This window comes from Streptomyces sp. NPDC003327 (assembly GCF_053589515.1).
Genome location: NZ_JBSFSA010000039.1, coordinates 1 through 13,205 on the forward strand (window position 1 = coordinate 1; position 13,205 = coordinate 13,205).

Annotated in this window: 15 protein-coding genes and 1 tRNA gene; 9 read left to right on the top strand and 7 right to left on the bottom strand. The window is 70.9% G+C overall.

Annotation, left to right across the window (positions count from 1 at the left end):
* Positions 1–170: 170 nt before the first annotated feature.
* Positions 171–1,358, bottom strand: coding sequence for a hypothetical protein (locus ACWDVG_RS24660; RefSeq protein WP_451701916.1), 1,188 nt, complete (start codon positions 1,356–1,358; stop codon positions 171–173).
* Positions 1,359–2,678: 1,320 nt separating this feature from the next.
* Between ACWDVG_RS24660 and ACWDVG_RS24665 the strand changes: the two genes are divergently transcribed.
* The 4 genes from ACWDVG_RS24665 to ACWDVG_RS24680 all read left to right on the top strand — a co-directional run bounded on the left by ACWDVG_RS24665 (position 2,679) and on the right by ACWDVG_RS24680 (position 5,039).
* On the top strand, positions 2,679–3,137 hold the full coding sequence (locus ACWDVG_RS24665) for an adenylate kinase (protein ID WP_451701917.1): 459 nt from the start codon (positions 2,679–2,681) through the stop codon (positions 3,135–3,137).
* A gap of 187 nt (positions 3,138–3,324) precedes the next feature.
* Positions 3,325–3,963 carry a helix-turn-helix domain-containing protein gene (locus tag ACWDVG_RS24670; RefSeq protein ID WP_451701919.1) on the top strand — a complete coding sequence of 213 codons (639 nt, stop codon included), beginning with the start codon at positions 3,325–3,327 and terminating at the stop codon, positions 3,961–3,963.
* A 220-nt stretch (positions 3,964–4,183) separates the two neighbouring features.
* A complete protein-coding gene (locus ACWDVG_RS24675) occupies positions 4,184–4,327 on the top strand; it encodes a hypothetical protein (protein ID WP_451701921.1) in 144 nt (47 codons plus the stop codon).
* 457 nt (positions 4,328–4,784) lie between these two features.
* On the top strand, positions 4,785–5,039 hold the full coding sequence (locus ACWDVG_RS24680; RefSeq protein ID WP_451701923.1) for a hypothetical protein: 255 nt from the start codon (positions 4,785–4,787) through the stop codon (positions 5,037–5,039).
* A 342-nt stretch (positions 5,040–5,381) separates the two neighbouring features.
* Here the strand turns inward: ACWDVG_RS24680 and ACWDVG_RS24685 are convergent, their stop codons facing one another.
* Complete coding sequence (locus ACWDVG_RS24685) at positions 5,382–5,510, bottom strand: hypothetical protein (protein WP_451701924.1); 129 nt, start codon at positions 5,508–5,510, stop codon at positions 5,382–5,384.
* Between the two features lie 107 nt (positions 5,511–5,617).
* Here ACWDVG_RS24685 and ACWDVG_RS24690 point away from each other — a divergent pair, with 107 nt between their 5' ends.
* Positions 5,618–6,016, top strand: coding sequence for a hypothetical protein (locus tag ACWDVG_RS24690; protein WP_451701926.1), 399 nt, complete (start codon positions 5,618–5,620; stop codon positions 6,014–6,016).
* 26 nt (positions 6,017–6,042) lie between these two features.
* Positions 6,043–6,438, top strand: a complete 396-nt coding sequence (locus ACWDVG_RS24695; RefSeq protein WP_451702033.1) for a DUF6233 domain-containing protein — start codon at positions 6,043–6,045, stop codon at positions 6,436–6,438.
* A gap of 31 nt (positions 6,439–6,469) precedes the next feature.
* Here ACWDVG_RS24695 and ACWDVG_RS24700 read toward each other — a convergent pair whose 3' ends face one another.
* From ACWDVG_RS24700 to ACWDVG_RS24715, 4 genes are all read right to left on the bottom strand, one after another.
* Positions 6,470–6,904: a hypothetical protein gene (locus ACWDVG_RS24700; RefSeq protein ID WP_451701928.1), complete on the bottom strand. Its 435-nt coding sequence runs from the start codon at positions 6,902–6,904 to the stop codon at positions 6,470–6,472.
* A gap of 54 nt (positions 6,905–6,958) precedes the next feature.
* Entirely contained in the window at positions 6,959–7,882 is a 924-nt protein-coding gene (ku, locus tag ACWDVG_RS24705; protein WP_451701930.1) for a non-homologous end joining protein Ku, read from the bottom strand.
* Between the two features lie 95 nt (positions 7,883–7,977).
* Positions 7,978–8,061 (bottom strand) — tRNA-OTHER (locus ACWDVG_RS24710).
* A gap of 52 nt (positions 8,062–8,113) precedes the next feature.
* A complete protein-coding gene (locus tag ACWDVG_RS24715; RefSeq protein WP_451701932.1) occupies positions 8,114–8,377 on the bottom strand; it encodes a hypothetical protein in 264 nt (87 codons plus the stop codon).
* A gap of 637 nt (positions 8,378–9,014) precedes the next feature.
* Between ACWDVG_RS24715 and ACWDVG_RS24720 the strand changes: the two genes are divergently transcribed.
* The 3 genes from ACWDVG_RS24720 to ACWDVG_RS24730 all read left to right on the top strand — a co-directional run bounded on the left by ACWDVG_RS24720 (position 9,015) and on the right by ACWDVG_RS24730 (position 12,171).
* Positions 9,015–9,518, top strand: a complete 504-nt coding sequence (locus ACWDVG_RS24720) for a hypothetical protein (protein ID WP_451701934.1) — start codon at positions 9,015–9,017, stop codon at positions 9,516–9,518.
* A gap of 864 nt (positions 9,519–10,382) precedes the next feature.
* Positions 10,383–10,562: a hypothetical protein gene (locus ACWDVG_RS24725; RefSeq protein WP_451701936.1), complete on the top strand. Its 180-nt coding sequence runs from the start codon at positions 10,383–10,385 to the stop codon at positions 10,560–10,562.
* Between the two features lie 172 nt (positions 10,563–10,734).
* Positions 10,735–12,171 (top strand): helix-turn-helix domain-containing protein, encoded by a 1,437-nt coding sequence (locus tag ACWDVG_RS24730; RefSeq protein ID WP_451701938.1) that lies wholly within the window; start codon positions 10,735–10,737, stop codon positions 12,169–12,171.
* Between the two features lie 227 nt (positions 12,172–12,398).
* On the opposite strand, the gene ACWDVG_RS24735 is transcribed toward ACWDVG_RS24730, so the two are convergent.
* On the bottom strand, positions 12,399–13,196 hold the full coding sequence (locus ACWDVG_RS24735; protein ID WP_451701940.1) for a hypothetical protein: 798 nt from the start codon (positions 13,194–13,196) through the stop codon (positions 12,399–12,401).
* Between the last annotated feature and the right edge of the window lie 9 nt (positions 13,197–13,205).

A 13,205-nucleotide genomic window follows, 5' to 3' on the forward strand; every position in this document is an offset into this window, starting at 1 on the left:
CGGCTGGCTACGAGGGTGGGGGCGGGTGTGGTGGCCGGGCTGCATCAGATTGATGCAGCATGTAGCTTTGGCAGATGAGCAGGGCACCCCCGGGCGGGGGTGCCCTGCTTCCTTCTGGCCCGTGGATATTCTCTGGAGTCAGGCTGTATCCCCGGACCATATGAGGGTGGTTACAGGCGGGGGAAGAACACTCGCGCGGCGAGCGGGTGGCGGTGGATCTGTCGCAGGTATTCGGCCTGGAAGGTTTCGCGGCTCGCGATTTCTGCGGCGCGGAGCTTTTCCACTCCCTTCTTCGTCTTGACGATTACTCCGTCGATGATGCTGATTCCGGCTCCGCCGAGGTCGGAGAAGAGGTTGGCCCGCAGGTGCAGGTAGACCTTCCCGGACTGCTCGGTGATGGTGATGGCGTACGCGAGATCGGCGAGCGGGTAGACGTGGGTGTCCCGGGTGCGGTCCGTTCCCCGGCGGTCCGTCAGGATCTCCGGGCGCAGGGCCCTGAGGTAGTGGGTGAGGGTGTTGCGGGTGTCGGGGCGGAAGGGGATGTTGATGTCGTCGGTGTCGAACTCCCGGACCGTGGGCCGCTGCCACATTCCGCTGTGGCCGGTGGTGCAGGCGCGGAGGATTTCGTCGTACGTCCTGCGCAGCTTGCGCTGGATGTAGGTGAGGTCGTCGTGCAGGGCGGGGGCGGTGAGGCTGGCCCATCCGTGGGGGAGCTCGAACTGCGCGGTCGCGGTCGCGGTGGCCGTGCTGAGCGCGGGGACGGGGAGGAGAACGCGCAGGGCGTCGGGGTCGACGACGTCGGCGCTCAGGAGCGAGCCGAGGACGGACGCTTCTTCCACGATGCGGCGGGCGCGGGTGGCGGAGAGCTGTCCGGCGCGGACGGTGTGGGCCGCGACGGTCGCCCGTTCGGCCTGGGTGCGGCCGACGAGGTGGGCATGGAAGCGCTTTTCTCCCTGGATGGATTCGCGGTCCAGGGTGTGAGGGTCGTAGCTCCACGACACGACGGGGGTCAGGTCGTAGGTGTGGCAGTGGTGGGCGAAGGCGTCGGCCATGACGCCGAGTCCCTGAACGAAGGCGGCGGAGTGGTCGTGGAGGCCGGGGCGCTGGGAGGCTCCGGCGGAGATGACCATCAGTTCGTACAGGGCGTGGGGGGCCTTCTTGTTGGTGAGGGCGTAGGCCTCGTCGGGGGAGAGGGAGATGTGCCCGAACACGTCGGTGCGGTCGTAGAGCTGGCCGACGGTGCGGAGCTGGCCGGTGCGGCTGATGTAGCCGGGGTAGCCCTTGGCGGGCAGGGAATCGAGCACGGGGACGGCCTTGCGGGCGTCTTCGATGTGCTGGGGCAGGAGAGTGTGAGCCACGAGGGCTTCCTTTCGTTGATCTAGCAGTGCGTCGGTGGGGTGTGCCGCCCCTTCCGACAGACACAACAATACTAGGTTTCCTGGTCTACGTCTATAGAAAACCCCAGCTCAGGACGGGTTTTCGGCGCCCTGGCGTCCCCTCACTTGCGGAACAGCCCGGCGGGGTGCGCAGCACCCCGCCCCCGTTCCGTGCCCTGCCCACACGGCCATCACGGGGCGCCACAGGGGAGGGGCCGCCCGATAGCCAGCCAGCACTAGGGCCGGGACAGACTGTCCAGGGTGGGCGTAGCCCAGCGCGTAGCGCCGCCGTAAGGCGCCCTTGACCGGCTGGCATGGCCCGTACACTCCACGGTCGGGCGGCCCCGCCTCACTTCTTCCCGGGCGCGCAGCGCACGGGCACCCTCGCGGAGTGCGCAGCACGCCGCCCCTCGCTGCGCACCGCCCGGCGCGCAGCGCCGGAGTCCCGCTCCGCAAAGGTCGGGCGCGCAGCGCACGGGCACGGCGGGCGCGCAGCGCCCCGCCCTCACTGCGCCCTGCCGGGCGCGCAGCGTCCGGCCCGCCCCTCCGCGTGGAGCGCAGCGGAACGCGGAGGACGGTGCGCAGCACCGGGCCTTCGCTGCGCACCGTCCGCCGCGCAGCGGTGGAGCCCCCACTCCCCCGTGCCGGGCGCGCAGCGCCGCTGCGCCAGGGAAGAACAGCGCCGTGGGGCGCGCCCGGCTCCCCCGGCCGCCCCCGGGGGGCGAGGAGCCGGGACGACCGGTGGCGTGCCCTGTGGTGCCGTCAGGGGCGGGCAGGGGCCCGTGGGCGTCGCCCGGCACACGCCGGGCCGTCAGGCTCCCGTCCCCGGAGAGGACTTGAGCCGTGCCCTGCTGCTCCCGCCTGCCGGGCCGGGCGGGGAGAACGGGTGCGTGGGGGTGGGACGGTGGGGCGCTGCCCGGGACGGGTCCGGCCGATGGCGCCGGCCCCGGGCCCGGTGCTGCGCCCCACGGTCCGCGCGCACCCGTCCGCCGCGGGCTGCCCTCTGCGGCGGCGGCTCGACCTTGCCCTGGCCCTGCTCCCCGACAGGCGCCCGCACCGTGCCCGGGGCGCGCCCATTTGGTGCATCCCGTACGGCCTGGTCAGACCGGGCGAGACGTCCAGAGAGGGGATTAATTCAAGTTCACGGTAACGGCCTTGCGGCCGTTCCGTTTCGCGGATAATAGGTGCTGTTCATGCGCGGGGTTGCGATTCAATACAAAGAGGAGACCAGTGGAAAAGGTTGCGTTCTTCGGTCCACCTGCGAGCGGGAAAACAACGCTCGCGGGAAAACTTTCCGCACACATGGGAGTCGCGCACACCGACCTTGACGAGATTCTTTTTACCGACGCGGGGGCGCTCCCTCTGGCCGAGTTCCGTGCAGCGGCGGCGGAGATCACGGACCGGGAGTCATGGGTGGTCGAGGGGAACTTCTCGAAACTCGCGGACGTGGTGTGGCACCGGGCCGATGTGCTGGTGTGGCTCGACCTGCCTCTGCGGCTGGTCGTGTGGCGGATCACGGTCCGCAGCCTGCGGCAGCTCGCCGGGCTCGACACGAGCGCGCAGGCCCGGCGGCTGACCTGGAGCCGCGCCTTCTTCGGCCGGCGGTCCCTGCTGCGCACCGCCGTACGCAAGTACCGGCACAACCGGCCGCGTTACGTCCGGCAGGTCGCCGAGACGGCCGCCCTGGGCGTGCGGGTCGTCCGGCTGCGCAGCGGCCGGGAAGCGGACGCGTGGCTGACGGAGCGGCTCGGTCGGCGGTGAGCCGGTGGTGTCCCCTCCGGCTGGTACAGTATGCTGTAATGTTGAAAGGGTCGCCACTGGGGTCCGGATACGGACGAAGCCGGCGGAGGGCCGCCCGAGGGCGACCCGGCACACCGCCGGCTTCTCACTACCAGATCCCGAAGGACCCTGCCGCTCACCCTACCTGCACCTCCCTCAGGAGACGACAGTGATTCCCCAGGGCCGCCCCGCCGTCAACGAGTCCGACATCGCCCAGCTCGCCGGCGTCTCGCTCAGCACCTGGCGCCGTCACCACGCCGACGACTTCCGCGCACACGTCCCCGACCTTCTCCCCCACAGCCGCAACCGGCTCTACGACCGCGCACAGGTCGAGGCGTATCTGGCCGGCAAGCCGGTGCCCGCCCTGCCGGAGGATGAGCACCCCGACGACCTCCTGTCCGCCGGCGAGGCCGCCGAGATCCTGGGCATCAGCACCGGCACCGTCCGCGCCTACACCACCAGCGGCCACTTCTCCCCAGGCGTGACCGTCCACGGCTCCCGCCTGTGGCCACGCCGCGAAGTCCTGGAACGCCGGGACAACGCCCCCGGCCGCGGCGCGGGCGGCGGCCGCCGCGCCGGCGAACCCCAGGGCCCCCGCAAAGCCCACGCCTACGCAGGCGACCCCCGCCTCGACATCGCACGAACGGCCCTCGCCGCGGCCGGCGGCGCGCCCAAGGGACGCGTAGCCGCCGAACTCGCCGCCCTCCACGGCTCCACCCCCCGCACCTGGGAACGCCTCCTCACCACAGCCGCCACCCACCCCGAGAACGACGCGCCCGAAAGCCAGGACCTGGGTCTCGCCGGATGAACGGTGCCGTTCTAATGAGCAGTGGGCATGGATCGAGCCGTTGTTGCGCAAGGTGATCCGAAAGAAGCGGCCTACCTGCCTAGCCGCTCTTCTAGACGGTGCATGTGGTCAAGCCTGACTAACCGCCCCCGCGCACCCGGCGAAGGGCTCCGGGGAGACATCCCGGAGGCTGGCCTTCGCCCTGTACACGCGCGCGAGACGTCGTCATGGGCGGTCCGCCGTGCCAGACTTCTTCGTCACGAACTACGGCACTGTCGCCACCGACGCCTCCGCCGATCTCGTCAAGCACGGCAAGAAGATCAAGAACATCCCAACCGACTTACTCCGGGACTTCCCCTCCCACAGCGGTGCCCGTACTGCCTAGTTTCTGGGGCGCCGCGCTACCGCATGGAGAAGAAGATGCCGCCCATCTTCAACCTCAACGCCGACCTGCTCTACTTCGAGTTGCGCAACGTCGACAAGGTCAGGGGAGCGGCGTCCGTGGGCGGGACGCCCCTTTAGTCCTCATCTGCATGCACTGGCCCTATGCGGCTGACCTGGCATTTCTTCCCCTATAGAGCTGAATCTTCGAGCAGAGATCCGAGGGCCCCCAGGCGAGAGAGCCCAGGTGAGTGCGCCTTCTCGGCGGTCGAGAGGGCTACACACTTAGACCGGGTTGTCAGGGCCCTCTGCGTATGCTCGGACGGCGAGTTGATCGCACGCAGACGGAGAGCCCCGCTGCGGCACCGAAGCTTTCCAGGGCGTGGTGCTGCAGGGGGCTCACCGGGGGTGGTGCGGCCGGTTCGTGTCCCTTCCCAGAACGCGAATCAAGGAGGTCAGAAATGACCACACCCAGAGACGACGGTACATCGTCCTCAAGCAGTCCGACTGCCCCCGTCGGCGGACGGCAGGGTGAAGACCCTGGCGCTCTGCTGACGGCGCACGCCGCTCTCGTCCTCGTCGCGGCGGGCTTCATCGCTCTGATCACGGGCGGCCTGGCGTACCTGAGCACGGGCAACGCGGCCGGGGCCGCCCTGACCGGCCTGGTGACGGCAGGAGCAGGCGCTGTCGGGCTGCACCGGCTCGTCGGGCACTGACGAGCCCCACCAGGAGGCCCCGGACCCAGAGCATCAAGGGTCCGGGGCCTCCTCGTACGCGGTGAGCCGCTCCACGGGCCGGCGCGGTCCCAGGTGGCATGGCCGTGCCCCTCGACAGGGTGGGCGAGGGGCACGGCAGGCGCGGCGTCATGGAGTGCGATTTGACCAGTCGACTCCCGCCGCGTGTTCACCGTAGGGCCGCGCGGGCGGCCGTCAGAACCGGGGGGCCTGGCGGTGCGTGCCCGCGCCATGAGCGGCAGGCCAGGCCTGGCCGCGCTTCCGGGTGTTCGTTCCGAACACGTGGCCGGGGTGGGCGGTACGGGCGCCAGGGTGTCGCTGTGGTCAGCCCCGGGCGGGCTCTGCGATCTCGCCCCACTCGGGGTCGAAGCCCCAGCCGATGTCGCGGCGCGGGTGGTCGACGGTGCCCCAGCCGGTGTCCTGCCGGTAGCCCCATCCGCTGTCGTGGCTCATGATCCTCCCCTTGGTGCCGGGCGCGGTGCTGCGCCGATGGGGTGACCGTATGCGCAGGTGGCGTGGGTGACTAGCCTCCATAAATCGAACAGAGGTACGTTTCTGGTGTGGCAGACGAGAAAGACCTGGAAGACCCGTACGGCTTCCCCAGCGACCTGAAGGACCTCCAGGCGCGGCTGCACCGTGCCCGCGCCGATTACGCGGCCCTCGTGCGGACGCTGCCGTGGTCGGTGGAGCCGCTGCCCGGCTGGCCCGGCACCGCGCGGCCCCACTCCGACGAGGTGACCGGCGGCCGTGAGCCCTCCCCCGGCTACACCCCGCAGCAGGCGGCCGAGGAGGCGCGGCTGCGGGCCCTGGTGACGGACCTGTCGGTCGAGGTGTCCACGCACCCGTACTGGTCCGGCCGCTCGGGCCCGGAGCTGGTGACGGCGCGCATGGCCCTGAAGCACCACACCGACGCCCTGACGGCGGCTGCCGCTGCGGGCGACGTCGCTGCGGCGGCGTAGCGGCGCGAAGGGGGGCTGTGGTGGAGATGCCGACAGCCGAGCGGCTGGAGAAGCAGAGGACCCTGCTGGAGTGGCTGCGCTACCAGGTCACGGTGACGGAGCGGGCGGTGCGGGAGCTGGAACGGCAGGAGGCGGAGGAGCGGCGCCGCCTGGAGGTCGCGCGCCGCGAGACGCGGTGGGTGATCTCCGAGCCCCGGGCAGCCGAGGGGCACCCGGTCCTGCACCGGGGATCGTGCGAGCTGCGCGCGCACTACGGGATCGGTGACCTGCTGGACCGCGAGGGCGTGATCGCGGCGGCCGAGCGGTACCCCGACCTCGAGCTGTGCCAGGTGTGCGCACCGTGGGGCAGCCTCGGCATCCCGAAGCCGCCGGCCACCCCCGACCGGGGGTGCGCCGACGTCGAGGGCGACGGCTTCCCCTGATCCGGGGCCCGGGGCGCGGCTCCGGCGTTGGTCAGGCGCCCGCAGCCGCCATCTCGCGGGGCGGGTAGATCATCACGCCGCCCACGGTCGCCACGCACCGCGTCCCGGGCGGCAGGCTGCTGACGAGCTGGACCGTCAGGTCCTGGCCGGTCGCCGCGATCCGGTTCAGGTGGTCGTGCCCGTAGAGGATGACGCCGTCCATGACGGAGGCGCCGGTCGTGCAGATCACCGGGTCGGCCAGGAAGTGGCCTCCGTCTGCGGTGCCCACCCGCACCTCAGCGGCGTTGACCTCCGCCTCCGTGTGCTCCTCCGTGGTCTGGCAGCGGGGACACACGACCAGGACCAGCTGACCGCCCGCACACCGGCCGCTCCAGTTCTCCGCAGCCTTCGACGTCAGATCACGCGGCGCCCACACCCCGCACCGCCCGCACCGCAGCCGCCGCTGCTCCCGCTTCTTCTTTCCCATGCCATGCCCAACCCGCCACCCGGGATGCGGGGCACGGCCGTGTGGCGGTCCCCCTCAGGCGGACTTCTTCCGCCGGGGAGCCGCCTTCTTCGCCGGGGTGGTCTTCTTGGCCGTGGTCTTCTTCGCCGCGGCCTTCTTCGGCTTCGGCATCTCGTGAACCGTCGCCTCACCCCCGGCGGGCGTCTCGCCGCGGCCCTCACGCGCCTTGGCGACGGAGGCCTCCAGCGCGGCCATCAGGTCGACGACCGGCGCCGCCTTCTCCTCGCCCTCGACGCTCCGCGGCTCGCGGTGCTCCGCCTTGGCCTCGATGACCTCGTGCAGGGCCTCGGTGTAGCGGTCGGTGAGCGTCTCGCCCAGGTCCGCCAGGTGCTCCACCGTCATGCTGTCCAGCAGGGCCAGCGCGCGCTCGATCTCCTCCTCGGACAGGTCGGTTTCGGGCGGGGCGAGCTCGGCCGGGGAGCGGATCTCATCACCCCAGTGCAGGCCCTGGATCAGCAGGGCGTCGCCGTGCGGGCGCAGCAGGCCCAGGCGCTCGCGGCCGCGCAGCGCGAACTTGGCGACGGCCACCTTCTCGGTGCGGTCGAGGGCTTTACGCAGGAGGACGTACGGCTTCGCTGCGACGTCGCCTTTCGCGCGGACGTGGTAGTCGCCGGCGCCGTACTGGACCCAGTCGACCTCGGAGCGGTCGACGAACGCGACGATCTCGATGGCCCGCGCTGTGGGCAGCGGCATCCCGGCGAGGTCTTCGTCGGTGATCGGCACGAGGTGGTCTTTGCTGATCTCGTAGGCGCGGCCGATGTCGTCCTCGGTCAGCTCCTGGCCGTCGACCTCGCACGTCTTGCGGTACCGGATCCGGCCGCCGTCCTCAGTGTGGATCTGCCGCAGCGACACACTGTGCGACTCGGTCGCGGGCTCCAGCGTGACAGGCACCGTGACCAGGCCAAACGAGATGGCACCGTTCCACATGGGCCGGGGCATCGTGCTCCTCCAGACACCCCCCAGGGGTCCTGGCCCCAGGCTATGCAGACGCCTCCCGAGATCGCACCACCCGGCAGCCGGACGGGGAGGGGAGGTGGTCGCCGCCGGGATTCGAACCCGGGTTTCCGATTCCGGGCGAACCGGAGACCGGTGTCCTTGGCCGCTAGACGACGGGGACCACGGCCGCATCCTATGCGGGCATGATCACCACCCGGCAGCCGGACGGGGTGGTCAGCGGCCGGCGACGCGCACCCGCAGCTCGTACCGCGCCCCGGTGCTGATCGCGTCAGCCTGCTCGGCCAGGTCCCGGGACGTGAAACCGAGGAGCGCGCGATCGGCGGCCGCGCGCAGCAGCGGGAGGATCTCGGCGGCCGGCCGCCCGCGGTGGGTGGCCGCGAGGTCCGCGTACGCCTGCTGGTACGAGCCGACACCGGGGCGGGTGCTGTCGGCGAGGAGCCGGTGCACGTCGGCGGCGGGGATGGAGAGGGTGCCCATGGCGGTCTCCCGCACGGTGGTGGCCCGGCCGGTCCGGGCCCTCGACTCGACAGTAAGAGCCGGGTCTGACACCCCAGCCCGGACCAGGGGCCAGCCGTCCTACCAACAATCCCGGGAGCACCCCCCGGCATTCGACCCCCTAGGGCCAAATCGGTACCAGCCACCGGCTCTCCACCCCGGCGATACGCCGCACCAGAGGGCATGCCACGCAAAGGGTTTCTCAAGTACTGGAACGGCGTATCACGGAGGTTTTGCAGGTTTCCAGGGTATTCCTGGCATTCTGCCCGGCGGCTGTGCACGGAAGGGATGGAGGGCAGGACAGGCCGCCACCGGCAAGACATCTAGGACATTCGTTACAAACCAAGCACCGCAAAGCGGTGCGCTTCACCGCATTTACGGACCACATCGCTTTCTGACTCCTGAATGGGTAGTCGTGCAGGGACCCGGAATCTCGTGTATACGGGTCTTGGGCCCGCTTCCCTTCTTCAAAGGAAAGTTGGGCCTTCGTGCTGTCGAGGGCCGGGCTTCTCCCGCGAAGAGGTGGAAGCCGGGCCCGGAGCGGGTCCGGTCAGCAGGGGCCCGCCTCGAAGATCTCCAGTCCTGGCGGCGGGCCCCCGGACCCACAAGGGGGGCCATCTTGAACGTATCCCTCGCGGCTGCGGGACACCTCGCCGTGACGCTCGACCTCTACACCGCGCTCGTCGTGGGACTGGCGCTCACCGTCGCGGTAGCCGTCTACCGCAAGACGGCTCCGGCGCCGGCCGCCGTGCACCCGACCTCTCCCGGCGAGCGACTGGCGTGGGCCGTCGGCGCGGCGGCCAGCATCATCGTGATCGGCGCTTTCCTCGGCGAGGGACTCCGCGGCGTCGAGCGCATCGAGGAGCCCGGCACCGTGAAGCCCACGTCCACCGCCGCGCGGGCGGCGGGCCAGCACCCCGGCGGCCAGGAGGACCCTTCCTCCATGAGCACCACGCGCCGCCCCCCGGGCACCGGCCCGATCACGAACACCAGGACCACGACGACGTCCCCGCGGCCCCTCCCCGCCGAGCGGACGGAGACGGCCGAGATTCAGGACCAGGAGCAGCCCACGCGGATGACGCACGGGCGCCGCCTCCTCGGCGGCCCCGGCACGAGCGCATGACCTCATGAGGCGCCGTCCCGGCCGCCGGGGGCCTGCCCCTTGCGCGCGCCGGGACCGCCCGCTCTCCGCGCCCACGCACACAGGGCTGATGACATCGCCCCGCTCGGCCAGCCCCGGGCAGAGAAGCGGCGACGGACGCCCACGATGGCGGGCCACCAGTTCCACGCACGCCCCACGGTACGAGCCGATCCCCGGACGGGAGCTCTCGGCGAGCAGCCGGTGGCGGGGATCGCGATGCCGCCCACGGCAGCCTCCGCACGCGGGCGGCCCGGCCGCTCCGGGCCCTCAGCTCGGCGGCAAGAGCCGGGTCTGACCCCCGGCGCCCCAGCCGGAGCAGCTCCCCGTGCCGCCCTGAGGAGCCACACCAGAGGCGCCGACGGGGAGTGTGGCTCGATCAGGACTGTCGGATTCACCGAGGAAGCCGCTTTCTGGTCATGATCAATCTCATTGGCGACCGATTTCGGCCACACAATGATCGTGAACATTTCAGATTGTGATCACCGGGTGGCCATATCAGGCCGCATGGTCGCTGTGTGGCTTTTTTGCCGGAAGTGGCGAAGTTTTCTGCTGGGCTTGAAACGAAAGCCAGTACGGGCAACAGAAAGTTACAGAAAGCGCTCGCCTGCGGCATATGGGTGAATTCGCGATCTAGCACGGAGTGTCGGTAGCGTCACCCACAGGTGCGTGCGAGGCCCCGCAACGGCGTCCTGAGAAAACTCTGCTCGGAGCCCCGCACGCTGCAACCAACCGACACAAAGGAGTGTCCTAATGGGACGCGGTACCCCTCGGCGTCGCCGGGCTAAACCACCTTCCGGCCGTCTCGCCTCCAGCGAGATTAGTTCCCGGCGTCAAAAGTTTCGTTACGTGAACCGGTTTGGCAAGCACGCACTTTTCGCGTTCCTCGCCCTGCCGGTCATCGGCTACGTGCTGATTCACGCCCCGCAGATCCAGGTCACGGTCTCCCCGGGAGCCGCCTACGCCTTCAGCGGCGCTCTGTCGAGTGCCGCGGTGGGCATGTACGGCATGCGCCGTCACCGGCGCTGATGCCCCGCGGTGGTGAGGGGCGCCGAGCTCGCCCCTCACCACCGCTTGCCCCGGGCAACCACGCGGCCGGGCTTCACGTGGACGCCACGGCCCTGTGACGAAACCCGGGGGAACGCGGCCGCTTCGGCGGCACCAAACCCCATCGGAACCCTTTTCGTGACTGGAAACAGCAGTGAGTGACGCATGTGAGTGGTGTGGCTCCCGCCTCGGCCCCTCCACCGGCAAGGGACGTCCCCGCAAGTACTGCGACAACGGCAAGTGCCGGCAGATGGCGCACCGCGCCCGCCGGGGGAACGCGCCCGCGGCCGGCCTGGCCGCAGCCGGGTCCACGGGCGCCCCGGCGCCCGGGGCGAGCGCGGGTGAGGAAGTGCTCGCCGAAATCCTCAAGGACCTCCAGGAAGGAGCGCGCGAGCTGCTGCGGATCCTGCCCGCCTGCGACGGCGAGGAGCCGCTCAAGCGGATCGCGCAGATGCAGGAGCAGCTGGAGGGCCTCACCGCGGCCGCCGTGGGCAGAGCCCGCCAGCGGCGGGTCACCTGGGCACGGATCAGCCCGCTCCTCGGCTTCAGCGAAGAAACCACCCGGCACCGGTACACCGAGCGCTACATCCTGCGGCGGGTGGCACGGTTCGCCCGCTCCAGCCAGCTCCCCGGCACGCTGACCGGACTGTTCGCCTCCCCCTCCGCCACCGCGTCGGTCGACGGGTCGGCACCCCCAGGCTCCCCCGAGCCCGCCAGCACCGCGGCAACGGGCGACGACATCGCGGAGCCCCCGCAGGGCGAGTCCAGCGGCGCCGCCTACAACCGCCTGGCCCCGATCCTGTCCATGCTCGTCCGCACCTCCAAGCTCTCCCAGAAGGAGGTGAGCATGAAAATCGGCTGCTCGGCCTCCTACCTCTCCAGAATCCTCAGCGGCGAACGCGTGCCCACCTGGGCCCTGACGAAGAAGTTCGCCCGGGTCTGCGGCGCGGACCCGGCCATTCTGCGCCGCGTGTGGGAATCCCAGAAGCTCAGCGAGAAGAGCCGCAACGCCACCGTGGCCGACTACGGGGAGACACCCATGCCCGCCGCCACCCGGCTGCGCACCGCCGTGGAGACGCTCCACCTCAAGGCCGGCCGCCCCGCCCCCCAGGACCTCGCCGTCGCCAGCCGGTGGGCCCTGGGCATCACCGAGGTCGCGTCAGTACTCGAAGGCGAGGTACTCCCCGACCAGAACGTGCTCACCGTCTTCGTCAGAATCCTCGGCGGCGACATCGGCTACTTCAGCACCCTCCTCGCCGAGGCCCGCCGCGAGGCCGGCACCGACGACGGTATGACCAGCGCCCCCGCAGCCGCCCGCACCCGCCCTGCCGAGGCGTGGCAACCGCCCAGTGGCGCTGCCGACGAAGCGCTCCCCGTCAGCAGCGTCGACCGGGTACTGAAGACGTTCAGCGAAGTGTTCACCGAGCAGGACACCGTCCAGGACGGCCGCGCCCGGATCCTGCGGAAGATCGCCGAGAAGAAGCAGGACGACGAACTCGAACCCGCCGCCCTTCTGGTCCACAAAATCAGCGGCATGCGCACACGCGCCGCCGAACTCGCCCGCCGCGCCCCCCGAACAACCTGGGCCTGAGTCGAGCCGTTCAGCCGGGCCAAGAGCCCGGAACGAACCAGGACCAGGCCAGGAACAGGGCCCCGCTGACGACACGCGGCCGCCGCCCCCTCGGCGGCGGCCCCAGCGAGGCGCCGTCCCGGGCGCCCTGAGGGTCTGTTCCCCTGGCGCGCGCCGGGACCGCCCGCCTTCTACCCCGCGCACGCGAGGCTGGGCCCATCGGTTCGTGATGCCGCGGAGGTCCCTTCCTAGGTCATGGCGGTTTCTTCAACCCAGCGCAGGACGTCGCGCGTGCGCCGCTCATCGCCGGACGCTTCCAGCAGCCCGGCGACAAGGGGAGCGAGCTCGGTCGCGCCCTCCGGGTCTTCGCGTGCGAGGGTCCGCCAGGCGGCGTGTGCATTGCGTACCGCGCTGACGGTGTCCTGTACGGGCTGGGCGTCGGCCTCGCGGCGGCGCTGGGCGGTGTGGACGAGAAGCTCCACGGTCTCGTACCAGTCGGCCCGGTGGTGGAGGATCAGGGAGGCCCGCAGGGTCAGCATGTTCACGGCGTGCGGGTGGAGCGGCCCGTAGTCGGCGGTCAGTGTTTCTTCGAGCTTGGCCGCGAGGGCGACGGCTTCGGTGAGGTTCCCGGCGTTCGCTGCGGTCTGGAGGTCGTCGTAGAGGGGTTGGTACGCGGCCGGTAGAGGTGCTGTCCAGTCGTGCGCGGTTTGCGCCGCTGCGGGTGCTGGCGCGGCCGCGGGGGGCCTGGGAGCGGGGACCGGCACGGCTGCGGGTGCCGGTGGGGCTGGGTGGGGGGTGTGCAGGGTGAGGACGTTGCCGCTGGTGTCCATGATCATGGGCCAGGTGGTGCCGTCGGCTTCCTTGGCCAGGAAGCGGACGGGCCGACCGTGGAGCGCGGCTTTGACGTAGATCTCCCCCAGTGCGGCCCGGCGGGACTCTTCGGGGTCGGGGGTGGCTCCGGGTACGGGTTCCCCGTCGATGTAGGCGCCGGTGGTGGTCAAGGTGATGGTGTAGATCGGCTCGGCGGGGACCTGGTCTGGATTCACGATTGCTCG